At 56.8% G+C, this 23,410-nt stretch carries 17 protein-coding genes; 8 read left to right on the top strand and 9 right to left on the bottom strand.

The features are described 5' to 3' along the window. Positions 1-20: 20 nt before the first annotated feature. Positions 21-1,625 (top strand): glycosyltransferase family 61 protein, encoded by a 1,605-nt coding sequence (locus tag B150_RS0106595; RefSeq protein ID WP_020399107.1) that lies wholly within the window; start codon positions 21-23, stop codon positions 1,623-1,625. Here B150_RS0106595 and B150_RS0106600 read toward each other — a convergent pair. From B150_RS0106600 to B150_RS0106610, 3 genes are read right to left on the bottom strand one after another with little or no spacing between them, the layout of a single operon-like run. After that, entirely contained in the window at positions 1,622-1,960 is a 339-nt protein-coding gene (locus tag B150_RS0106600; RefSeq protein WP_020399108.1) for a ferredoxin family 2Fe-2S iron-sulfur cluster binding protein, read from the bottom strand. The two genes, B150_RS0106595 and B150_RS0106600, sit on opposite strands and share 4 nt — an antisense overlap. Next, positions 1,957-3,117 (bottom strand): cysteine desulfurase family protein, encoded by a 1,161-nt coding sequence (locus B150_RS0106605; RefSeq protein WP_020399109.1) that lies wholly within the window; start codon positions 3,115-3,117, stop codon positions 1,957-1,959. The genes B150_RS0106600 and B150_RS0106605 overlap by 4 nt, the downstream gene beginning before the upstream one ends. Before the next feature lie 2 nt (positions 3,118-3,119). After that, positions 3,120-4,253, bottom strand: coding sequence for a cysteine desulfurase family protein (locus B150_RS0106610; protein ID WP_202899724.1), 1,134 nt, complete (start codon positions 4,251-4,253; stop codon positions 3,120-3,122). A gap of 153 nt (positions 4,254-4,406) precedes the next feature. Between B150_RS0106610 and B150_RS0106615 the strand changes: the two genes are divergently transcribed. Then, positions 4,407-5,054: an alpha/beta hydrolase gene (locus B150_RS0106615; protein ID WP_020399111.1), complete on the top strand. Its 648-nt coding sequence runs from the start codon at positions 4,407-4,409 to the stop codon at positions 5,052-5,054. Between the two features lie 50 nt (positions 5,055-5,104). Here B150_RS0106615 and B150_RS0106620 read toward each other — a convergent pair whose 3' ends face one another. Continuing rightward, entirely contained in the window at positions 5,105-6,271 is a 1,167-nt protein-coding gene (locus B150_RS0106620) for an anhydro-N-acetylmuramic acid kinase (RefSeq protein WP_020399112.1), read from the bottom strand. Between the two features lie 140 nt (positions 6,272-6,411). Here B150_RS0106620 and tyrS point away from each other — a divergent pair, with 140 nt between their 5' ends. After that, positions 6,412-7,662 carry a tyrosine--tRNA ligase gene (tyrS, locus tag B150_RS0106625; RefSeq protein WP_020399113.1) on the top strand — a complete coding sequence of 417 codons (1,251 nt, stop codon included), beginning with the start codon at positions 6,412-6,414 and terminating at the stop codon, positions 7,660-7,662. Positions 7,663-7,677: 15 nt separating this feature from the next. Here the strand turns inward: tyrS and B150_RS0106630 are convergent, their stop codons facing one another. Then, complete coding sequence (locus B150_RS0106630; protein WP_020399114.1) at positions 7,678-10,917, bottom strand: YhdP family protein; 3,240 nt, start codon at positions 10,915-10,917, stop codon at positions 7,678-7,680. A 124-nt stretch (positions 10,918-11,041) separates the two neighbouring features. On the opposite strand from B150_RS0106630, the gene B150_RS19985 reads away from it, so the two are divergent. The 5 genes from B150_RS19985 (at position 11,042) to B150_RS22210 (ending at position 17,107) form a co-directional block, all read left to right on the top strand. Next, positions 11,042-13,975: a bifunctional [glutamine synthetase] adenylyltransferase/[glutamine synthetase]-adenylyl-L-tyrosine phosphorylase gene (locus B150_RS19985; RefSeq protein ID WP_020399115.1), complete on the top strand. Its 2,934-nt coding sequence runs from the start codon at positions 11,042-11,044 to the stop codon at positions 13,973-13,975. A gap of 12 nt (positions 13,976-13,987) precedes the next feature. After that, on the top strand, positions 13,988-14,452 hold the full coding sequence (gene bcp, locus B150_RS0106640; RefSeq protein ID WP_020399116.1) for a thioredoxin-dependent thiol peroxidase: 465 nt from the start codon (positions 13,988-13,990) through the stop codon (positions 14,450-14,452). Between the two features lie 3 nt (positions 14,453-14,455). After that, positions 14,456-15,274 (top strand): ferritin-like domain-containing protein, encoded by an 819-nt coding sequence (locus B150_RS0106645; protein ID WP_020399117.1) that lies wholly within the window; start codon positions 14,456-14,458, stop codon positions 15,272-15,274. Positions 15,275-15,378: 104 nt separating this feature from the next. After that, a complete protein-coding gene (locus tag B150_RS22205; RefSeq protein WP_272945016.1) occupies positions 15,379-16,689 on the top strand; it encodes a M23 family metallopeptidase in 1,311 nt (436 codons plus the stop codon). Beyond that, complete coding sequence (locus B150_RS22210; RefSeq protein WP_020399119.1) at positions 16,664-17,107, top strand: bactofilin family protein; 444 nt, start codon at positions 16,664-16,666, stop codon at positions 17,105-17,107. The genes B150_RS22205 and B150_RS22210 overlap by 26 nt, the downstream gene beginning before the upstream one ends. Before the next feature lie 69 nt (positions 17,108-17,176). On the opposite strand, the gene B150_RS0106660 is transcribed toward B150_RS22210, so the two are convergent. The 4 genes from B150_RS0106660 to B150_RS0106675 form a co-directional block, all read right to left on the bottom strand. Continuing rightward, positions 17,177-17,761: an ATP-dependent Clp protease proteolytic subunit gene (locus B150_RS0106660; RefSeq protein ID WP_020399120.1), complete on the bottom strand. Its 585-nt coding sequence runs from the start codon at positions 17,759-17,761 to the stop codon at positions 17,177-17,179. 48 nt (positions 17,762-17,809) lie between these two features. Continuing rightward, positions 17,810-18,938 (bottom strand): peptide chain release factor 2 gene (gene prfB, locus B150_RS0106665; protein WP_155859964.1). Its coding sequence is split into 2 segments (ribosomal slippage): positions 17,810-18,868 and positions 18,870-18,938, totalling 1,128 coding nucleotides; the frame shifts between segments, so codons are not numbered across the junction. A 38-nt stretch (positions 18,939-18,976) separates the two neighbouring features. Next, the gene (locus B150_RS0106670; protein WP_020399122.1) at positions 18,977-21,499 is read right to left on the bottom strand and encodes a penicillin-binding protein 1A; all 2,523 of its coding nucleotides are present in this window, start codon (positions 21,497-21,499) and stop codon (positions 18,977-18,979) included. A 189-nt stretch (positions 21,500-21,688) separates the two neighbouring features. Further along, positions 21,689-22,885 (bottom strand): N-acetylmuramoyl-L-alanine amidase, encoded by a 1,197-nt coding sequence (locus tag B150_RS0106675; RefSeq protein WP_020399123.1) that lies wholly within the window; start codon positions 22,883-22,885, stop codon positions 21,689-21,691. Positions 22,886-23,410: the final 525 nt, after the last annotated feature.

Raw genomic sequence — 23,410 nt, forward strand, 5'->3', positions numbered from 1 at the left:
ACTGATTGCATGAGTTTGCCGTGACGACCACACCTGACACCCCCTGTTACACTGACGCGATCCTGCTGCCACTGCACGGTTGTGAGGACCAGGCATTTCTTGCGGGCGGTGCCAAGGGTGGTGTGTTCGACCGGGATCATCAGCCTATTGAACACGCGTTCCTGATCCGTCAGTACAGGCAAGGTGCTGTGCTCATCAATGGTGACTGGGACCGTAAAACGGGCACCGAAATCAATACCTCGCGCATGAACCTGCCACGTGAGGTTGGCGAGACCAAGCATCACCTCAAAGGCCAATACATCTTTGCGGGCTATCTGTTCCCGCACTATGGTCACTTCCTGCTCGAGAGCTTGTCACGGCTCTGGTACATCAAGGAAAACCCTGACCTGCCCATCCTGTGGCTTGGCGTTCACAATCAGGGTGAATTCAACGCGATGCAGCGCGAGCTCTTTGATCTGCTGGGCGTCAAAAACCCGATGCACATCATCACAGAGCAAACGAGCGTTGAGGAACTGTTCGTGCCGCACGACGGCTACATCATCCACACCCGCTATACTGAGCCGCAGACCAAAGCACTTAAAGTGCGTGGTGCCTGTGCGCCCGTGAAAGGCAAGAAGGTTTGGCTGTCGCGCACCAAGCTCGACAAAGGCATTGTGTTCAACGAGCCTGAGTTCGAGCGTATATTGGAGCTCAACGGCTGGACCCTTTACCACCCGCAGGAACATTCCATCCGCGAACAGGTCGATATGCTGGCAGACGCTGAGCATATCGCTGGCATCGAAGGCTCCGCCCTGCACACACTTGTCCTGATCCCTGAATTTCAGGGGCGTGTGACCATCATGGGGCGCGCCGACAAGGTGAATTTCGACTACTGCCTCATCGCTGACGTGCTGAACCTCAAGCAGCGCATTCTTGGGCCCAAGCGCCTGCAATGGTCTTCTGGCCTGATGAAATGGGAAGCCAACTGGGTGTGGGCGAACTTCGACCAGCCACTCGAAGAGCTGGGCGCAAAACGGCTGAACAAGCCGTGGCAGGAGCTGCCCCGCAGCCTTGAGAATATCACAAAATCGATCGCCGGTTTTTACAGGCCCCGCACCTGCGTGGAATTCTGGCCGTCCGTCAATTCGATGACGGTGCACGCCAAACCCGCGCGCGCCGTTGTTGTGGGCGAGCGCATGGACTTTGACCTTGCACCGCTTGAGAAAGCCGGGATCAGCCGCATGGAGATGACCGCTGATCAGTTCCTGACCACGCGTCCCGTGGGCGGCTCCATCTCGCTTTTCTGTTTCCGCACCCACGACAAGCTTGATGAGATGGTGCGCGCGTTCAACGCCAGTCTTACGCTGTCCACACCAAAGAGCTTCTGGATCATTGAGGGCGGCTCAAACACCAACGAACGCTTTCTTGCACGGCTCTATGATGATTACCCCACCGTGGGCATGGCGCGTGTGCGCAGCTCAGACATCGTCGTGGTCTGGCGTGCGACACGGCATATGCACAAGCCAATCCATGGTGATATGGATATGTCGGGTGATGATTTCCGCGCACAGTTGATGACCAAGCCACTGAACAGCATCGCCAAAATCATCAACGAGCAGTTTGAAAAGATCCTCGAGGCGGACTAGAAGCCCATCATATTCCGTGTTGCTTGCGGGATGTGCAGCCGAAGACCGTCAAGCTCTGGCGTGAGGACGACCTGGCATCCAAGGCGGGAGGTCGCCGTGAGGCCAAGCGCAAGGTCGAGCATTTCTTCCTCCTCCTCACTGGCCTCAGGCAGCTTGTCAAAGTCAGCATCGTCAACAATCACATGGCAGGTTGAGCACGCCATATTGCCTTCGCATGCGCCCTCCATCTCAAGCCCGATTTCGTGGGCGAGCTGAAGTACGGTTGCGCCAGCCTCGGTCGTTACCGCCTGCTCCTTGCCGTCGGCGTGAATGAACGTCACGGTTACCTGGCTCATGCAGCTTGTCCTTTCAGCTTCGTGATGGCTGACACAAGTGTATCAGCGGCATAGTTCATTTCTTCTACCGTGGTAAAACGGCCGATACCGATCCTGAGCGATGCTTGTGCCTCAGCATCGGTGCGACCGAGGGCTGCAAGCACATAGGATGGGCCGCTAACCGCAGAGGCGCAGGCCGCACCACTTGAAACCGCAAGCGTGCGGACGCTGGCGAGCAGCAAATCGCCGTCCACGCCCGGTATTGTGATGTTCAGGTTGCCGATCCATCGTGCATCCTCATCACCATTGATGATCAGGTCTGGTATCGCGGCCACGAGTTTCGACTTGAAGCCCTGCATCAGTTGCGCGAGGCGGCCTTGTTCCTGCGCCATCTCATTGGCCGCAATTTCCGCCGCTTTGCCGAGGCCGGCAACGAGCGCTGGTGCCTGGGTGCCCGAACGAACGCCGCTTTCCTGCCCTCCACCACTCATTTGTGGTGTCAGCGCGGTTTGGCGCCCTTTACGTTTATAAAGCGCCCCGATGCCTTTGGGCCCATAAATTTTGTGCCCCGAAATGCTCATCAGGTCGATGTTCATGGCGTCTACATCCAGTGGTACCTTGCCAAACGCCTGTGCGGCATCTGTGTGGAAAAGCGCGCCATGCGCATGGGCGATTTGCCCAATCTCAGCAAGTGGTTGAATGACGCCAATCTCGTTATTCACGGCCATCACCGACACCAGCGCGGTTTCGTCCGATACCGCCGCTGAGAGCTGATCCAGGTCGATGAGGCCACCCGCCCCCACCGGTAGCACCGTCACCCGGTAACCGGCACGTTCACATGCCGCTGCGGCTTCAAGCACGCACTTATGTTCGGTTGCAACAGTCACCAGATGCGGACGTTTTTTGCCCCAGACGTCCATGATGCCCTTGAGTGCGAGGTTGTTGGCTTCCGTGGCACCGGAAGTGAAATAGATCTCTTCTGGCGCGCTACCGATAACCCCCGCAACTTGCTCGCGGGCGATATCAAGCGCGGCTTCCGCCTGCCAACCAAAAGCGTGAGTGCTGGAGTGCGGGTTGCCAAAAACCTCGGTCAGATAGGGCATCATGGCATCAAGCACGCGGCGGTCGAGCGGCGTGGTTGCCTGATAGTCCAAATATACCGGGGTTTTAACCGTCACGCTTACCTCCGTGACCGGATACGGTCGTAGAGCGATGTCCATGCCTTCAGGAAGGCATCAACATCACTTTCCTTGGTGCCATAACCGAGCGAGATGCGGATTGACGCTTCAGCAACATCGGCACCGTATCCCATCGCGGTCAGCACATGGCTGACTTTCACCTTACCGCTGGAGCACGCTGAGCCAGAAGACACACAAATCCCGTTCAGGTCAAAATGCATGACCTGGGTTTCACCCTTCACGCCAGGCATGGCGATGCAGATGGTGTTCGGCAAGCGCGGCGCGCCCTCCCCCACAATTACCACATCGTTGCCGTACGCTTTCACTTCGCGCTCGATCCGGTCGCGCATGGCACCAAGCTCCGCCATTCGGCCGATATCCGCCATACACTCGAGCGCGGCGACGCCAAAGCCCGCAATACCGGCCACATTCTCGGTCCCCGACCGGCGGGACAGCTCTTGCCCGCCGCCGGGAATAAGCGCTTTGAGCGGGGCAGTCGGCGCGAGGATAATCGCCCCTACCCCTTGCGGGCCACCAATCTTGTGTGCGGAAAGCGTCAGGTAATCAGCGCCCAGCGCTTTGCGGTCGAGCATCATTTTGCCAGCCGCCTGCACTGCATCCGTATGCACAAGTGCGCCATGTGCGTGGGCGATCTCTGCGATTTCAGCCACTGGCTCGATTGTGCCCATCTCATTATTGGCAAGCATGACAGAGACCAGCGCGGGCTTTGGTGCCTCCTCGAGCTTTTGAGCGAGGTCGGCAAGATCAACAACACCGTGCGCATTTACCTTGAGTTTAAAAACAGGAAGCCCACTTTCCTTGGCGGCGGCACGCACACAGTCGTGTTCAATCGGCGACAGGATAAGACTTTTTGCCCCTGCGCCGCGAATCACCGTATTGCTGGCTTCGGTACCGCTTGCACAGAACACCACGTCACGCGGGCGCGCATTTGCAAGCGCAGCCACTTGTGCTCTGGCCTCTTCGACTTTCGCTCGCGCTGCACGCCCCATGCCGTGCACCGAAGAAGGATTGCCCACCGTGGCCATAGCACCAGCCACAGCAGCGATCACGTTTTCGCGGATCGGCGCGGTTGCGTTATAATCAAGATAAATCATGCTTTTCATAGCGCCTGACATAAGCTTCATCCTAGCCGCATTCAATTCTAAATTCACGTGCGTGCACGAGTTTGCTTGCGATTCGGTGTCAAAATTCTATATACGGGTTTCAATACCCATCGTGGGCCTTGCCCATATCATGCACAATTAACCTAAAGCGCAAAAAGATCACAGATGCCCGAAATTATTTTCAGTGGACCGGCCGGCCGTCTTGAAGGCCGTTATCAGCCCGGCAAAACCGAAACCGCGCCTGTCGCTCTCGTCCTGCACTCCAACCCGCAATATGGCGGCAAGATGGATGAGAAGATCAGCTACTATCTGTATCACGCATTTGCGCACCGCGGATTTGCGACGCTTCGTTTCAACTTCCGCGGCGTTGGTCGCAGTCAGGGCGAGTTCGACGCAGGTATTGGCGAGCTCTCGGATGCTGCGAGCGCGCTTGATTGGCTTCAGTCCATGAACCCGAATTCGACCGGCACCTGGATTGCCGGCTTCTCCTTCGGTGCGTGGATTGGCATGCAGCTTCTGATGCGCCGCCCGGAGATAAAAGGTTTCATCTCGGTCGCGCCACCAGCGAACCTGTATGACTTCTCCTTCCTCGCGCCCTGCCCGTCCTCTGGCCTGATCATTCAGGCGGATCAGGACGATCTGGTGACGCCGATTTCGATCCAGAAACTGGTTGAGAAGCTCAAAACCCAAAAAGCCATCACCATCCACCATGACAATATCAAAGGGGCGAACCACTTCTTTGAAAATGAGTTAAACCATCTCATGGCTTCGGTGAACGGCTATATGAACATGCGCTTGAGCGCTGGCGACTAATCACCGCCAACATCAGATATGAATAAGGGCACCAGCGGTGCCCTTTTTTGTTAGGTACGCCAACCTGCTTTGCGCTTTCTTGGCTTGTGTAACACCCCGCCGGTCGTGGGCGCGGTGCAGCCGGTCGTCTCAGGCAGGCTGAGCGGCAGGCCACGCACCGAGCGCACAGCGAGGAAAGCAAAGGCTTCAGCTTCAATGGCGTCGCCACGCAGGCCCAATACTTCGATGGGGTCCACGAGCACAGGCATCCGGCGGCGCAGGCGGCGCATCAGCGTGGGGTTATGGCGGCCACCACCGGTGATATACCAGGCTTCAGGTGGGCTTGGGAAATGGCTTTGTGCGGAAACGATTGATTCGACAACAAAATTTGTCAGCGTTGCAGCACCATCCTCGGCGGATAGGCCACGCACGGCCTGAATATTAAAATCGTCCCGGTCCAGCGTCTTGGGTGGCCGTTCATCGAAGTATGGTGACGCCATCAGCCCCATCACCACTTCTTCATGGTTGAGGCCGCGGGATGCCAGCACGCCGTCTGTATCCACCGGGCTACCAGTATGAATTTCGGCCCAGTCGTCGATCATGGCGTTGCCGGGGCCAGTGTCGAAGGCAATGATCTCGGGCTCAGCCGGGTTATTCTTGAAGGACACCCAGGTAACGTTCGCAACACCCCCAATATTGAGAAGTGCCACAACATCCTGCCGGCGGGAGCGTGCGAGCAGTGCTGCGTGGTATAGCGGCACCAAGGGCGCACCCTCCCCGCCTGCGGCAACATCAGCCGTGCGGAAATCATTCACCACCTTGATGCCGGTGCGGCCAGCAAGTCGCCCGCCATCACCGATCTGCCATGTCCAGCGCCGGTCAGGCCTGTGCGTGAGCGTCTGGCCATGGAAACCGATGACATCAACCTCATCAGGCTTATGGCCGGTAACGGTCAGCAGTTCCTCAACCGCGTCGCCGTGCCAGTCGGTCAGGTCTTGCTCAAGCTGTTTGATAGCCTCGGGAACTGGCGTGTTGTTGGTGCAGGAGGTAGCGAGGCGGAGGCCTTCGCGGATCTGCTCCCGCATTTCAGGGGTGTAGGGAAGCGTCAGTGACGGCCCGAGCCTTTCGACCCGCACACCGTCGGTATAAATCAGCGCCGCATCGACGCCGTCCATGGACGTACCGCTCATCAGCCCGATGGCGCATTTCACGTCACCCGGTTCACCCAAAACTGCCATTTATTACCCGTTTCGCTATAGTATGAGACTGTATAGGCTTTGCCTTGCGGCCACCCTATGCTACATCAGCCCGCTCTTAAATGAATTTCTGTAACCCGGACGCAATAAATTGTGTCCGTCATCAACTGGACCAAAATCAAATGACAGGGCTAAAATCGGAATTCCTTCAAATCCTCACCGAACGTGAGTTTATCCATCAGGCGACAGACCTCGAAGCACTGGACGCCAAGATGTATGAAGGCCCGATCGCTGCCTATATCGGCTTTGACTGCACGGCGCGCTCCCTCCATGTGGGAAGCCTTGTGCAGATCATGATGCTGCGCTGGCTGCAGAAAACCGGCCACAAGCCGATTGCGCTCATGGGTGGCGGCACCAGCAAGATTGGTGACCCGTCGGGCCGTGACGAAAGCCGCCAGCTGATGACCGATGAGATCATCGCTGACAACATGGCTGGCATCCGCAAGCCGTTCGATCATATGCTCACCTTTGGTGACGGCCCGTCTGACGCCATGATGGTGAATAACGGCGAATGGCTGGACAGCCTCAAGTATATCTCGTTCCTGCGGGATATCGGCACCCATTTTACCATCAACCGCATGCTGACATTCGATAGCGTGAAGCTGCGCCTTGACCGTGAACAGCCGCTCACCTTCCTCGAGTTCAACTACATGATCCTGCAAGCCTACGACTTCATGGAGCTTGGCAAACGCTATGGCTGCGTGCTGCAGCTTGGCGGCTCGGACCAGTGGGGCAATATCGTCAATGGGATCGAGCTTGCACGCCGTGTGAACAGCCAGCAGCTGTTTGGTGTCACGACGCCGCTGATCACCACTGCTGACGGCAAGAAAATGGGCAAGACCGCCTCGGGCGCCATTTGGCTCAATGAAGACCACCTGCCCGCCTATGACTTCTGGCAGTTCTGGCGCAACACGCAGGACGCCGATGTTGGCAAGTTCCTGCGCTTGTTCACCGAACTGCCCATGGATGAAGTCCGCCGCCTCGAGAAGCTTGAGGGTGCAGAGATCAACGAAGCGAAAATCATCCTCGCGAACGAAGTGACTGCCCTTGTGCGTGGCCTGGACGCCGCGAAGGCTGCAGAAGCGACGGCCAAGGAAACTTTCGAGAAAGGCGGCGCTGGCGCTGACCTTCCAACGGTGACGATTGCATCCGCCACCCTTGAGGCTGGCATCAACATTGTTGACCTGTTTGTTGATGCGGGCCTAGGTGCTTCAAAAGGTGAAGTGCGCCGCCTGATCAAACAGGGCGGTGCCAAGCTGAACGACGAAAAGGTAGACGGCGAAGAGATGACAGTCACAGCTGCCATGCTGCTGGACGGCCAGATCAAACTGTCCGCAGGTAAGAAACGGCATGCGCTGGTGAAAGCAGGCTAACGCCTCAAGCCGAAATCAGAACTTGGGAACCTCGGGCTCTGTGGGCTCGGGGTTTTCTGTTTCTGGCGTCTCGCCCTCACCCGTCTCACCGTCAGGGGTTGTTGGCGCATCCGCAGGTTTTTCTTCCTCCGGCAGCACAACATCATCAAGGTTGCCCTTGCGGCCTTCAAACAGCAGCCGCAAGAAACCCGGCGCAATGCCGGAGAGCGGATTGACTGAGAATTCAGGATTCGCCGTTGGGCCCTTAACCCGGTAGGTGACGCCAAATACGCCCTTGCCTTCACCGCCCGTGAGGATGCTGCCGAGAAGCGGAATTTTACCGAGCAGCGCGTTGATGCCATAGGCAGGGACAAACACCCCGTTCATGTTGATCTTTTCGGACCGTGCGGAAATCTGGCCTTCCATGGTCATGCCAAGGGAGGGCCCATTGGCTTTCATCGATGTGATATCCAGCAAACCTTCTGAATAGTCGAACGGCATATCGACCGTGTCCAACTGCACCGCATCATCCTTCAGGTAGTTGTTCAGTCCTTCAATCACCCCTTCTGTCACCGCAGGGCCGAGCTTGCTTTTTGAGACCATGAAGGCGTTTTTGATCTTCATGCGGCCTTCGATGTGCAGGTCCTTGCCCCAGCCCGAGGTTTTGCCCTCCAAGGTAGTTTCGCCGTCCCGAAGGTGTGAGAACAGACCAAGTGCGCGCAGGAAATGACCACCGTCTGGTGTGCTGATACTAAGGTCACGCAGCGGCCCACCATCCGCAGCTGGGTTGATCTGTAACGACACTTCCTTCGTGGTGCCGTGCACCAGTGCACTAACCGTCATGCGCTCAGGCGCCCCGCCCACGAAGCTGCCGTTGAGCTTGAGATTATCAAGCTCTTCTCCGTTCAGGATCACCAGGGTTCCAACATCAACATCAAGGCTCAGCCTGTCCAGACCTTCGGCCACGCCAACAGCCTCGCCTTCCTGCTCCGCCTCCAGAATAGGGCCAAGGTTGAAACGTTCCCCCTCGATCTTGAGCGCAAGGCTGCCGTCAGCTTTCTGGTCAGCAACAGCGCGGAATTGATTGCCACCAAGGCTGCCGACGTCAAACTGGCCATAAAGTGTCTCGCCCTTGAAACTTAGGTCCGCACGGACATTGATATCCTCGCCCACAACCACAAGCGGGCTGATGCGTGTTTGTGCGTCTTCAAAGAAAATCGTGCCAGTAACGGTCGCGGGCACTGCAACAGGTTTCGCCCAAGCCAGGCGGGTTTCCTTCAGCTCGGCCATCGAGGCGTCAGCCGTGAAGTACCCGCGCTTGAAGGCGAAGTTGCGGCCAATGAAGCTGGCTTCAGCCAACGTTTTGCCGTGCAGATAGTCAGACACGTCCACACCCATGGCGGCCATGTCCTTCTCGTCCATCATGCCAGACATCACGATCTCAGTGGTGTCGGCGTTCGCGTCCTCGCGGCCCGCCTTGAGGTCCTCGCGCCAGTAGAGATTAAGTGGCACATTGTTCAGTGCGCCGGTACCTTCCGCCGACACACTGTCAGGGTCCACGCGCAGGGTCACATCACCGCGGCGCAGCCCCTCGCCGCCCAACAGGTCGTTCACGCTTGTGTTTACGATATTGGCTGTCACGTCATAGTGCACCTCGTCTGCCGCGACATCTTTCACGAGCGGCACGGTCAGCACCGTGCGCACATGCGCGTCCCCACCGACACGCGCGACATCAAAGCCAAGCTTCTGCGGCACGCGCAGGGGCTCATGGGTGATAAGCTCCATGATCTCGTCAACGCTGCCGCTCAGGCGCACATCAAAGTTGCCTATGGCACCGTCACGCACGTCAATATTGGTCATGCGCGCCGAAGAGCCCGCAACAGGCATGGCGCCAATATGGCCGTCATCAATGCTCAGTTCAAAGACATCGCGCACAAGGCTGCCGCGCCCCGATGCCCCGACGATGGGCGGCATCGACAGCAGGTAATAGGTATCGAGGTCTGAATAGCTAAAGGTCAGCCTATAGGCACTGCCGTCTTCAAATCCGCCACCGTGCTCTGGTGTCCAGTCGACCTCGAAGCTTGCGTTTGAGATGGTACCCCTCGTGATATGGTCATCAATCCATGCGCGTGCACCGCGCGGCGTGCCGTCTGGATTTACCTTGATCGGCCAGTATTTGAGGACTTCACCAATTTCAGCGCTATCGACACGTGCAGTCAGTTGAACGGCAGGCTCGTCACTGTCCCGCACCCAATAGATAAGACCCTCACCGCGGACGACAGGTTTTTCGGTCGCGACTTCAAATTCTTCCAGCACCAGCGTGTCTTCGCCTGCCTCATAACGCCCATTCACCTGGCCGTATTTAACCTTGCTGTCGAACGGGAAACTGACTGGGTCACTAATCGTGCCTTCGCCAAGTGTCGCGGAGAAGTTCGCACGCTCAAGCCCCACATCGGCAGAGAGGTCAAGGTCGAGATCAAGGGCAAGCGGTACATTAAAATAGCTGACGGCTTCAGGAAGTGAGGCAAGCTTGGCAAGGACCGAAGGCCGGACCTCCGAAAACCCGAGGGATAGTGCAAGGTCGCCAATAAGCGGTTCCGCCCTGCCCTGCAGCCGTACTTGTGTCGGTACGTCGCCAAGGCGCGCATCAAGAAGCGCATCAAGACTTATAACATTGTCGAGCCGATTGAGGCTAAGCCGCGGTAATGAGATTTGTGCGTGGTCAATCCCCTCGCCCCGTTCAATACGGGCTGAAAGGCCTGAGAAGGTAACATTCCTGAGCGCAGGTGCCGTGCGCAAGAGCCGCGCCCCAAATCGGCTGAAAGCCTCTGCAACGGGCCGTAGCACTTCAGGCGTTGGCGTACCACTTGTATTAAAAAGGCTCCCAACACCACCGTCATCCGATGCGTCACTGAAACCACCAAGATTGGTTACATGCACGCGCGCGCGGTCAATCTCGACCTCGGAGATGGCGACATTCGTGAAAAAACGTGTGACGGTGAGGCTGACACGGGCTTCTGGCACGAAAGCAGTCAGGCGGTCACGCCGGTCGACAAAGCGGATATCACTGAGGGAAACCCAAGGTCTTACACGCCGCCAATCCCAGCCAACCTGGGCTTCCTCAAAGCTGACACGCCAGCCGGGCAAGAGCGCGTTCGCTTGATCGGTTACAAGGTTTCGGGCAAAGCCAAGATCAAGCGGCGCCACCATCAGGCGCACAAAAAGAAATGAAGCCAGAAGGACCGCAGCGGTCGCGATCCAGATGCCCGACCTCATGACTATTCCGACAGTACGCTTCAATGGCCTTGCCTGCACTACTTAAAGACACTTGATTTGATACGGCAAGGTATGAACACTCCCGGTATCTCGCAACGTAAATTTAGGGCTTGCCGATTTTCTTATGGTCGAAAAACTTCAATATCCGCTCCCTCATGATACTGAAAAAGCCGACGAAATTTGGGCAATCCTGTGCGAATCTCACGAGCGTTCAAAAAAAAGCGATGACGCGCCGGAACTCAATCGCGCGCTTGCGGATGCCCTGTTTGGTAACAGCCCTTTTCTGGCCGCCATCGCCAAACGTCGGCCCGCCGATGCTATTGCGGCCCTGACACGAAGGCCAGATGATCTTTTTTCCTTGATGGTTCAAAGCTTTAATGAGCCAAGACCTGCACGCGAAACAACGCCTGACCTGATGGCCTTCCTGCGCGAACAGAAGGCCAACCTCTCACTCATTGCGGCAGCTGCAGACGTATCTGGCACGTGGAATCTCGAGGAGGTCACCGGGGCCCTCAGCCACTTTGCCGATATTGCGACCGAACTTGCCCTCGCGCACCTTTTGCACAGCCGCATGCTCAAGGGTGATCTGGACTGGCCATCGGACGAGGAAGAGCCTGTCACCCTCAAGCTCGGCCGTAAATGCGGCTATTTCATTCTCGGCATGGGCAAACTGGGTGCGCATGAGCTGAATTATTCGTCCGACATCGACCTTATCGCCCTCTATGACCCTGCGAAGGTCCGTTACACCGGCGACAAGATGCCAAACCAGTGTTTCATTCGCCTCACGCAGGAACTGGTGCAGATCATGGAAAAACGCACCATGCACGGATATGTTTTCCGCACCGACCTGCGCCTGCGGCCTGACCCCGGTGCCACACCCGTGGCGATCTCAACGGATGCGGCAGAAAGCTACTACCACTCAATGGCCGTGAACTGGGAACGCTCGGCCATGATCAAGGCGCGCGTTATTGCGGGTGACCGGGCTGCCGGTAAGGATTACCTTGACACCATGGCGCGCTGGGTATGGCGCAAGAATATGGATTTTGTCGCCCTCCGCGATATCGCCGCCATTAAGAATCAGATCAACCGCCACTATGGCCAGACCAGTACCGCCTTTGAAGGCTATGACGTCAAGCTTGGCCAAGGTGGCATCCGGGAGATTGAGTTTTATGCGCAGGTAAACCAGCTTCTCTATGCCGGGCGTCATCCAAGCCTCAGGGTGCGCGGAACCTTGGCGGCGCTCGACGCATTGGTGATGGAGGGGCTTATCAGTCCTCAGGCGCACAAGGACCTACTGAGGAGTTATCGGTTCCTCCGCACGCTTGAGCACCGCATTCAAATGGTCGACGACGCGCAAACCCACGCAATCCCCGAGAATGAGGACGCCATCACGCGCATCGCAACCTTCATGGGCTATGCGGACCGCGCCGCACTTGAAGCCGCGCTACGCGAACATACCGAGCCGGTGAGTAGGCATTATGATGCCCTGCTCCCCGAGGAGAAAGCGTCTCCAACACCCGCAGGCTTCAGTGAAGCAGACATGCCGCAAAAGCTGGGCGAACTGGGCTTCGACGATATCGAGGGCTGCTGCGCGATCATTGAGGGCTGGCGTCGCGGCCGCTACCGCGCACTCAGGACCGAGCGGGCCAAGGGGCTGCTTGAGCAGATATTGCCCGGCCTTTTGAAGGCCTTCTCGGATACTCATCAGCCAGCGGCGGCCCTCACCCGCTTTGATAAATTCATCGCGCAGCTTCCGGCGGGGGTGCAGCTTTTCTCGCTCTTGCAGGCAACACCGTCGCTGTTTGGGCTTCTCGCGCGTGTCATGGGCCTTGCCCCGGCGCTCGCGGATACACTCGCCAAAAAGCCGGCGCTTTGGGACGCCGTACTTGAGCCTGACTTTTTCGCGCCGATGGAAGGCGAGCAGGTGCTGGCGGGTTATCTCGATGAGCTGATTTCTAGTGCCCGCGACTATCAGGATATCCTCGATATTGTGCGCCGTTTCGTGGCGGAGGGCCGTTTCCGCCTTGGTGTTCAGATCCTCGAAGCGATTTCCAGCGTGGATGAAAGCGGCGAGGCAATGACATGCCTTGCTGACGTAACGCTCAAGGCACTCGCAAAAGCGGCTGAGGATGAGTTTGCCATTCGGCACGGCCGGTTCGACGGTGGCGGGATTGCGGTGATCGCCATGGGCAAATACGGCGGGCGTGAACTTACCAGCACCTCTGACCTTGATATCGTGTTCCTCTATCATGTGCCGGATATGGAGGCGGTCTCGGACGGTGAAAAACCACTGAGCCCGAGCCAGTATTTCTCCCGCCTAGGTCAACACATTATCACGGCGATTACGGCGCTGACGCCTGAGGGGCGCTTGTTTGAAGTCGACACACGCCTGCGGCCCTCTGGCCAGCAAGGCCCACTTGTTGTGACCCTCAAAACGTTCGCGGACTATTACACCAAAGCCGCCTGGACGTGGGAACATATGGCCCTCACCCGCGCGCGCATCCTCATCGCACCCGATGCGGTGGCAGATGCGCTTGGCGAGACCATCACCGGCGTCCTAACCGCCGAGCGTGACAAGAATGAACTGCTGCTTCATGTGCACGATATGCGCCTCAAGCTCGATAAAGAGTTCGGAACAGAAAATCGCTGGGCAATCAAGAACGTACGCGGCGGACTGATCGACATGGAATTCATCTGCCAATATCTGATGCTGCGAGAGGGCCATGAGCGCCCTGATATCTTCAGCCCGGAACTCGAGGTAAGTATCGACCGCCTCGCTAGTATTGGCGCGCTTCAGCCTGATCAGGCGACCTTGATGCATGAAGCGCACGATTTTGAGCAGATTGTGCAGTCTGTGCTGCGTCTGTGTCACGGCTCATCCCGTATACAGGACGAGGAGATTTCAGAAGGCGTGCGCGGTGTGCTTTGCCGCAATACGGGCAGCGCCGATTTTGAAAGCCTCAAGGCAAGACTTGAAGAGCTGCAGGCAGGCATCTATAGCCTGTACCGCAAGCTGATCGAAACTCCCGCCACTCAAATGTTGGCGGACAAGGAATAGACGGAGAATTTTATGGCTATCAGTGTTGGCGCTAGCGCCCCGGACTTTTCACTTCCTGGCGACGCAGGTGAGACGATCACACTTTCGGACTACCGCGGCAAAAAGGTGGTTCTGTACTTCTACCCGAAGGACGACACACCGGGTTGCACCACCGAAGCCAAAGACTTCACTGCCCTCGCTGGTGAATTTGAGGAAGCTGGAGCGGTCGTCATCGGCATGTCCAAGGATACCGCCAAAAAACACGACAAATTCATCGCCAAACATGAGCTCAAGGTGAAGCTGGCTTCCGACGAGGAAGGCAAAACCATCGAGGACTATGGCTTATGGGTTGAGAAGAGCATGTATGGCCGCACTTACATGGGTATCGAACGCGCCACATTCCTCATTGATGGTGAAGGCACCATTCGTGAGATCTGGAACAAGGTGAAGGTAAAAGGCCACGCTGAAGCGGTTCTAGCTGCTGTGAAGGCGCTCTAAATAGTGAGTGGGGGCTGGGAGGATATCGGCGACGCGGCGGTTGCGGTGCTAAGGACCGCGCGTGCGCGGTCCAAAGCGGAGCTCGCGCGAGAGGTTGCCGCAGCTTGGCGCGCAGGCACGCTTGCCTTCGCCTTCACCACACAGCCCCCCATACGCCCCGCGCGGCCGGACCAACCGGTCCTTCTGCTGCCGGGCGCGATGCCGAAACGGCGCAAGGGCGGGACAGACGCAAACCGCCGTGCCCTCCTCCACGCCGTTGCTCATATTGAGCTGAATGCCATAGACCTTGCGTTCGATATCGTTGCGCGCTTCGGCGCACAGATGCCGCGCAGTTTCACCGACGACTGGATACAGGTGGGTGATGATGAGGCGCGGCATTTTACGATGCTCGGGAGCCGCTTGAAGGCGGTCGACAGTTTCTATGGTGATCTTCCCGCCCATGATGGCCTGTGGCAATCCGCGCAGGATACAAGCGCCGATCTAGCGGCAAGGCTGGCGATTGTGCCCATGGTGCTGGAGGCACGCGGCCTTGATGTGACGCCAAGGATGGTTGACCAGTTCCGCGGCGCCGGGGATTCGGCCTCGGCCGAGGTGCTGCAGACAATCTACGAAGAAGAAGTTGCACATGTCGCCGCAGGCACGCGGTGGTTCAAATATCTCGCAAAAAAGCAGTCTCGCGACGCTGAGGTCTGGTTTCAGGAACTGGTGCGGGAATATTTCAACGGACAGCTAAGAAAACCGTTCAACAAACCCGCGCGCAGCAAGGCTGGAATGCCGGTTTCTTTCTATGAACCACTTGCAGAGATGCTTGAAGGCAACTAAGACACTTGACCAACACCACTGTTGAGTGGAATGTTGTGCGAAATTAACGAAATAAACATAAAAATATACATAAGTTGGGCCCAAGGAATGGCCCGCGTTATAGGGTGTGCAGAACCATAAGGTTGGGGCAGCAGTTGTCTAACGGGTTGACATGGCTGGATAAATTCCACGCGTTCCGCGGAAAGTATTTTCCGGAGCGACAATTGTTCTTGCGTAGTGAAGGGCGCGTTCGCTTCCTCACGATCGGCAGCTATACCCAAATGGGCATGGCATCCGCGCTTGCAATTGCTGCAATTTGGGGTGCTGTCACCTCCTATGCCTACCTTACCCAAGACGAGACAATCGCCCACAAGAACCGCACCATTTCAACCATGAGCGCGCAGTATCAGGAGCTGTCGAAAGACTTCTCTGCGCTTGAGCTTGAGGTAGAGCGCCGCGCGCAGCAGCTAGAGATGCGCCAGAAGTTCCTTGAAGAATTCCTGAATTCCGAACCAGCTGACGCGCCTGATGAGGCTGCACAGCCGGTAGAAGCATCGGAAGAAGCTGCGGCTGGTTCTGACAGCGTCAAGAAAACATCCCACAACATCGACCCAGACGCGGGCAAGGCGACCTTTGTCGAGCGTCTTTTCGGCGCGGGTGAAGCTCAAGCGGCGGTCCATAGCAATATTGACCGCCGTATTAGTCTTCTGAACCGGTTGCAGGAGATGGAGCGCCGCCAGCGCGAGTTTGCCGCGAAGCTCAAAGCCGAAGCAGAGACGAAGCTTGCGTCTATTGAGACCATCCTCGGCCCGACCAAACTTGGTACCGAAGACCTGCTTGCGAAACTTGACGAAAGCGGTGTGGCGCAAGGTGGCCCTTACGTTCCCGATGCGACATTTGAAGGTGTGTTTGCTGACGAAGACGGTGCCGTGTTTGGTGATCTGATTTCCTCGCACATCCGCCTTGAGATGGTCACAAATGCTCTCAATAGTTTCCCGGTGGGGAAGCCGGCAGAGAATTATTATCTCTCAAGCCGTTTTGGTCGCCGTGTCGATCCTCTCAAAAAAACCTGGGCCAACCACCCCGGGCTTGATCTTGCTGGATGGCCTGGTACGGCCATCTATGCCACAGCGCCCGGCAAGGTCGTTCACGCAGGTTGGTATGGCCCTTACGGAAACATGGTTGAAATCGACCATGGCAACGGTTTCCGGACCCGCTACGGCCATATGCGCAAGGTGCGGGTCAAGAAAAACGATGAAGTAACACTCGGGCAGCGTGTTGGCGATATGGGCAAGACTGGGCGTGTGACAGGTACACACCTGCATTATGAGGTCTGGTTCGACGGTTCTGTACGTGACCCGATGCCCTATCTGAAAGCAGCAAACGATGTTCTCGAAATCCAAGGAAGACATGAAGAAACCAGCACCCACGAGTAACCCCGCCCCGCGTCAGAACGCGAATCCAACACCGTCCATCATTGGATCGGATGTGGAGATTGAGGGTAACGTGCGGACAGTTGGTGAACTTCAACTCGATGGCGCCATTCATGGCGACCTCACCTGTGGTGGTCTTGTCATGGGAGAAAGTGGCGCGGTTAAAGGCTCCATCTCTGCAGACAACGTGACGATCCGCGGCAAGGTGAACGGCGAAATCCGCGCCCGTTCGGTGCGGCTTGAGAAAAGCGCTGTGGTGGACGGTGACGTTTACCATGAGAGCCTTTCAGTCGAAGCTGGTGCAAAACTGACAGGTCGTTTTGCCCATACCTCGAGCCCGAAGGAAGCAAAGGTGGCGGCAGCGGTTGCACCGACGGACGAGACACCGTCTTTTGTGGCAAAGAAGCCTGCCGCTGAATAAGCGTCACGAAAATCGGGATACAAAAAAGGGCGCTTTCAGCGCCCTTTCCTTTAATTAGCCACGCTAATTTTATTTAACTTCATCGAGACTTTTCACGATCTTGCCAACGATGCCGTAGCCAACCGCGTCTTCGCAGTTAAGCCAGAAGTCGCGGTCAACGTCTTTTTCAATCTGGTCCAACGTTTGGCCAGTTGCTTCAGCAAAAATCTTGTTCAGACGCGCACGCATTTTAACAATCTGCATGGCTTGAATATCGATATTTGCCGCCGTTCCGCTGATGCCCCCTGACGGTTGGTGCAAGAGGAAACGTGTGTTCGGCGTCGCGAACCGGTTCTCTTTCTTGGCAGCTACATAAATGAGAGCCCCTGCACTCGCCACCCAGCCAGTGCCGAGCACTTTAACTGGCGAACGGATGAATTTGATCATGTCGTGGATCATGTCGCCAGATTCAACGTGCCCGCCCGGTGACGAGATCACCACGGTGATTGGGTCCTGCGACACATGGTCCAGCGCCATCAGGCGTGCACAAGTGTCACGCGCAATGTCCTGATCGATGTCGCCAACGATAAAAATCGTCCGCGCTTCAAAGAGGATCTTGGAGACCTGCTCACCCGCGCCCGATTTTTTATCCTTGTCGTCTTTGTCTTTGCTCATTCTTGGTCCCCCAAAATGGTTTTGTCTCATATGGGCGCTCGCGCCCCATCAATCAATATCGTCGACCGGTTTTGTCTCGCCGTACACACGTGCCGCAAGCGCGGCTGCCATGAAGGCATTGAGGTCACCGTCCAGCACCTTGTCGGGCTGGCCACTTTCCTCACCGGTACGCAGGTCTTTCACCATCTGATATGGCTGCATGACGTAGGAACGGATCTGGTGACCCCAGCCGATCTCCGTCTTGCTGGCGTTCACCGCATTGGCTTCCTCTTCGCGGCGGCGAAGCTCGGCCTCATAAAGGCGTGCCTTGAGCATGCTCATGGCGGCTGCACGGTTTTTGTGCTGGGAGCGTTCAGCCTGGCACTGAACCACAATGCCCGAAGGCTGGTGCGTAATACGAACCGCACTATCGGTGGTGTTCACGTGCTGACCACCCGCGCCTGACGCCCGGTAGGTATCGACCTTAAGGTCACCCTCGTTGATTTCGATCTCAATCGAATCGTCAATCACCGGATAGACCCAGACGGAGGCAAAGCTGGTGTGACGCCGCGCGTTGCTGTCGTAGGGTGAAATGCGTACAAGGCGGTGCACACCGGATTCAGTCTTGAGCCAGCCGTATGCATCCTCGCCCTTGATTTGCAGTGTCGCGGACTTGATGCCCGCTTCCTCGCCCGGCATATATTGCACCGTTTCAACCTTGAAGCCGCGTTTCTCGGCCCAGCGCATATACATGCGGAACAGCATGGACGCCCAGTCTTGGCTTTCAGTACCGCCGGCCCCGGAGTGAATTTCCACATATGTGTCATTGCCGTCCGCCTCGCCGGAGAGCAGCGCCTTCAGCTCGGCTTCCTTGGCGTTCTTGGCAAGGGCTTTGAGCTGCGCCTCGGCCTCATCAACCATGGCCGTATCGTCTTCCATCTCGGCAAGTTCGATAATCTCAACCGTGGCTTCAAGGTCGTCGCTGATTTCACGCACAGCGCTGATGGCGTCATGAAGCTTGGTGCGTTCGCGCATCAGTTTCTGGGCGTTCTGCGGGTCGTTCCAGAGGTTGGGGTCTTCCGCAAGAGCGTTCAGTTCTTCCAGTCTCAGTAAAGCCTGATCCCAGTCAAAGATGCCTCCTCAGCAGTGCCATTGACTGCTTGAGTTGGTCGACGGTTGCCTGAGCTTCCGCGCGCATAAACTACTTCCTTCTTCACTTGAGGGCACATATGGCGATCAGTAGATACCGCCGGTGCCTTTCCGAATAGTGCTTTTTGTTTTACCGACTTCGAGCGACCCGTCAAGTACAGCGTACTGCCCTGCCCTTGGTTCGGTCCCCGGCTTGAAGGCTTCAAGCACCACATGTTCGTCGCCCAATGTGGCGGGTTGGCCTGTGTCGGCGTTCACGCGCACAAGGCGAATGCCGGACGGCATCCGGAATGGTACTCCCGGCTCGTCTTTCAGCGCTTCTTTCATGAAGTCGCGGAAGATCGGCACTGCAACCGATGAGCCTTCCTCGCCATCACCGAGCGAACGCGGTTTGTCGAAGCCAGTGAACACCCCTACGGCAAGGTCGGCCGAGAAGCCGATAAACCACGCGTCCAGGCTGTCGTTGGTCGTCCCGGTCTTGCCTGCGAGCGGCTTTCCGAGCCATTTGATTTTCTGGCCGGTACCATTTTGCACCACGCCCTGCAGCATGGAAACCATCTGGTAGGCGGTCAGCGGGTCGAGGACCTGTGCGCGGTTATCCGGCAGTGCCGGTTCCCGCTGGTTCTGGTCCCACGTCAGCTCACACGGCATGCAGGTACGCTCGTCATGGCGGAATATTGTTTTGCCGCGACGGTCCTGTACACGGTCGATGAGCGAGGGTTTGATTTCCTTGCCGCCGTTCACCAGCATGCCGTAAGCCGCTGTTAATTGCAGCAAGGTCACCTCGCCCGCACCAAGCGATGACGCGAGCGTGGGCTCCATATTTTCAGCAAGGCCAAACTTGTTGGCGTAATTCATGATCGTCGGCACACCGATGTGCTGCGCAAGGCGCACGGTCATCAGGTTCCGCGATTTCTCTATGCCCAGACGAAGCGTGCTCGGGCCATAGAACTTGTTCGAGCTATTCTTTGGCTTCCACTTACCGAGGCCATCACCCTGATCGATTACAAAAGGCGCATCAAGCACAAGACTCGCGGGCGTAAAACCATTATCAAGCGCGGCGGCATAGACAAACGGCTTGAAGGCTGAGCCAGGTTGGCGTTCGGCCTGCACCGCACGGTTATACTGGCTAGCTGCGTAATCGAAGCCGCCAACCATGGCGAGTACACGGCCCGTATGCGGGTCCATCGCCACGAGGCCACCATCAATTTCAGGCACCTGACGCAGCTTGTAGCTTTGCACCGCACCAAGCGGTTTGCCTTTTGCGTCCCAGAAACTTGCGAGCGTTACTGTGGCATCCGCGGCCCCTGCCTCGACAGCGATAACGTCACCGACCGATAGCACCTGTGCGGTATCTTTGACACTTGGGCCAAGATGTTCACCCTGACGCCATGCCCTTGCCCATTTGATCTCTTCAAACGGAATAAAACCGAAGCCACCATCCTTGAGGCCAATGATCGCACCATCCTCGCGCACTTCGTGCACAGCGGCCAGCTCCCAACTTGGGAAGCCAAGCGGTGTTTTGAAGGCGCGCAGGCGTTCCGCCCACTCACCGTCGATTACTGTGCGGCCAATGGGACCGCGCCAGCCGTGCCGGCGGTCATAAGCCACAAGGCCTTCACGAAGCGTCCTCTCCGCAATCGCCTGCAGGCGCGGCTCAAGCGAGGTGCGCACACTAAGGCCACCCTCGTAAAGCGCGTTGGTGCCATACATGCTACCGATACGACGGCGTACCTCTTCCGCGAAATGCTCAGCCTCGAAGCGCGCATGACCTTCACGTTCATGCATCACGAGGTCTTCTGCCACGGCTGCGGTATAATCTGCCTTGGTGATATGCCCAAGGTCGCGCATGCGGGATAGCACCCAGTTGCGGCGCGCAATGGCACGGTCCTTATGACGTACCGGGTGGTAATTGTTTGGTGCTTTCGGGAGCGCAGCCAGATAGGCCATTTCCGCCGTCGTCAGCTCATTGAGTGACTTGTTGAAATAGTTGAGCGCCGCGGCCGCGACACCATAGGAACGGTTGCCGAAATAAATCTCGTTCAGATAAAGCTCAAGAATCCGGTCTTTGGAGAATGCCCGTTCAATCCTGAGTGTCAGGATCATTTCCTTGATTTTACGGTCAAGGCGCTGGTCAAGCGTTAGCAGGAACGTACGCGCAACCTGTTGTGTAATGGTGGAGCCACCTTGAAGCGGGCGGTCCGTCAGCAGGTTCACAACGTTCCTGAGGTTACCGCGCACCATGCCAAGGTAATCAAGGCCGTCATGCTCATAGAAGTTTTTATCTTCGGCAGACAGGAATGCTTCGATCAGCTCTTCAGGGATGGCATTCACCGGCACAAACAGACGTTGCTGGCGTGCAAATTCTGTCAAAAGGCTCCCATCGCCCGCGTGAATACGCGTGACGATTGACGGTTCATAATTTGCAAGCTGCCGATAGTCCGGCAGGTCGCGGCCATAATAGACGATCGCCCACAGGACAGCGCCACCAGCGGCAATAACGCCAACAACTCCAAGGATCAGGCTATATTTAAACAGCCGCCACCAGAGAGATTTCTTCGCCTTTTTCTCAGGCGTCGCTTCAGATGTATTTTCAGATTCTTTTGTCATGGCCTCGTTGGTCTCAACCCTGTTTGACACCACGGTCCAGAGTATGCCGAGAATATGGCCCGCTTAAGGCACCCCGGCGCTAAGTAAGCTCTTATGGCAGCATGATGCCCTCTGCGCAATCAAGAGTGCAACTCTCAACGCGATTTTTGCTAAATTTTCTCAGGGTTTATTCCGGCTTTCAAACGCGGATTACCGCCCTAGCGCGACCATCTGCTGGAAATAGCGGTCTGTGGCGCGGCGAACGGCCTGCGCAATCTTCTTTCGCCCATCACTACTGTTGATGAAATTGGCGTTTTTCTTGTTGGTCAGATAGCCCGCTTCGAGAAGCACGGACGGCACGTCAGGAGCCTTGAGTACGCCGAGATTCGCAAACCGGTGTGTGCGCTGCAAAAGCGGCACGTCCCTGCCCAGTTCCTGCACCAGAATATTGGCGTATTGCGCCGAGAAATTCATCGTCTCGCGCTGTGCAAGTTCAATGAGGATGCTTGAGACATCATCATCGGCAGTATCGAGGTTCACACCAGCAATCACATCCGACTTGTTCTCGCGCGCAGCCAGCCGAGCTGCTTCCCGGTCCGATGCAGTTTCAGACAGGTTATAAACGCTGGCACCGCTGACGTTGGAGTTTTTGATGGAATCAGCGTGCACACTGATGAAAAGGTCTGCGTGAAGGCGCCGTGCAATGCGGAACCGTTCCCGCACCGGGTGGAAGATATCGCGGTCACGGGTCATATGAACTTCATAGCGCCCGGTTTTATTGAGCTCGTCACGGATCGCACGGGCAATCTCCAGCACCACGATTTTTTCATGCACGCCAATCACGCCGAGGTTCCCCGGGTCTGGACCACCATGCCCCGGATCAATCACCACGATACGCTTGCCTGCAATACGTTTGCGCGGTGCCGTAACATCCGGCACCGACGCTGTTTCAACGGTCGGCCGCTCACTTTTACTGCTTTGGACACCAGCAAGGAATGTGTCCCGCGACGTAGGCTCGATATCGAGCACCAAGCGGTGACTATACTGGCCATTTGGCGGCAAGGTGAATGAGTTGGCGACCGTCGCGGGGCCTTTCAGGTCAAGCACGATCCGGTACACACCCGGCGAAAACAGGCCGTGGCGGTAGCCTTCCACAATGCCGGAGGTATCAACGGTGTCCGCTGTCTTCCAGTTAGCTTCAGGCAGATCGATGACAACACGGTAAGGGTCCGCAAGCAGGAAAATAGACGGCTTTGCTTCAGTTGAGACATCGAGCACAAAGCGTGTTGTCTCACCGTTCTGACCAAAACGCACACCATCAATGGTGATGTCCTTGGCAGAAGATGGTGCGGTTGCGCCAAGAAACAGCACACCTATGAAGACCAGCACATTCAGCAAACGCAGCACTAAATTTCCCCGACAAATGCTTCTTTTCGGCAAAAGTTTGGGCCCCATACTATGAACAACGCCTTAATCCCTCAAGTGAAAGAGGAAGTTTGCGCAAAATTGCCAAGAGTTTGCGGAAGAATGATGGCAAATTGCGCAAGTTCACGCCGCCAATGCACAATTTAGATTGTAATGGGGGGCGGAGTTCACTATTTTACCGATGCGAGTTTATCGACCGGCCGCATGCGCGCGGCGGGTCTGGCTTTGAAGGGACGCTCTCGCGGGCTTGCATTTTGCATCTGTTCGCCATCGGACCCAAAGCCAAACAAGGACAAGAACCGGCAATGGCCAAAAGGCTTTGCGCATTGAAAAAACAAAAGACAGGTCTGCCCCTCTTTCGGGCGCAGCGACCACCTTTTGTTGCCTGTGGCTTCCCGGGGACTGCCTACTCCACACCTACTACAGTAACATCATACAAATTGGACCTTGCCAGCGCCCCCCTTTATGAGGGCGTGCCCGCGCGGCTGGGTTTCCGGAGAAGTAGTT

It is taken from the genome of Kordiimonas gwangyangensis DSM 19435 = JCM 12864, assembly GCF_000375545.1.
Classification (GTDB): Bacteria; Pseudomonadota; Alphaproteobacteria; order Sphingomonadales; family Kordiimonadaceae; genus Kordiimonas; species Kordiimonas gwangyangensis.

Coding starts and splice junctions, on each gene's coding strand:
- B150_RS0106600 (WP_020399108.1), bottom strand. CDS start 1,960: ATGAGCCAGGTAACCGTGACGTTCATTCACGCCGACGGCAAGGAGCAG.
- B150_RS0106610 (WP_202899724.1), bottom strand. CDS start 4,253: ATGTCAGGCGCTATGAAAAGCATGATTTATCTTGATTATAACGCAACC.
- B150_RS0106615 (WP_020399111.1), top strand. CDS start 4,407: ATGCCCGAAATTATTTTCAGTGGACCGGCCGGCCGTCTTGAAGGCCGT.
- B150_RS0106620 (WP_020399112.1), bottom strand. CDS start 6,271: ATGGCAGTTTTGGGTGAACCGGGTGACGTGAAATGCGCCATCGGGCTG.
- tyrS (WP_020399113.1), top strand. CDS start 6,412: ATGACAGGGCTAAAATCGGAATTCCTTCAAATCCTCACCGAACGTGAG.
- B150_RS0106630 (WP_020399114.1), bottom strand. CDS start 10,917: ATGAGGTCGGGCATCTGGATCGCGACCGCTGCGGTCCTTCTGGCTTCA.
- B150_RS19985 (WP_020399115.1), top strand. CDS start 11,042: ATGGTCGAAAAACTTCAATATCCGCTCCCTCATGATACTGAAAAAGCC.
- bcp (WP_020399116.1), top strand. CDS start 13,988: ATGGCTATCAGTGTTGGCGCTAGCGCCCCGGACTTTTCACTTCCTGGC.
- B150_RS22210 (WP_020399119.1), top strand. CDS start 16,664: ATGAAGAAACCAGCACCCACGAGTAACCCCGCCCCGCGTCAGAACGCG.
- B150_RS0106660 (WP_020399120.1), bottom strand. CDS start 17,761: ATGAGCAAAGACAAAGACGACAAGGATAAAAAATCGGGCGCGGGTGAG.
- B150_RS0106670 (WP_020399122.1), bottom strand. CDS start 21,499: ATGACAAAAGAATCTGAAAATACATCTGAAGCGACGCCTGAGAAAAAG.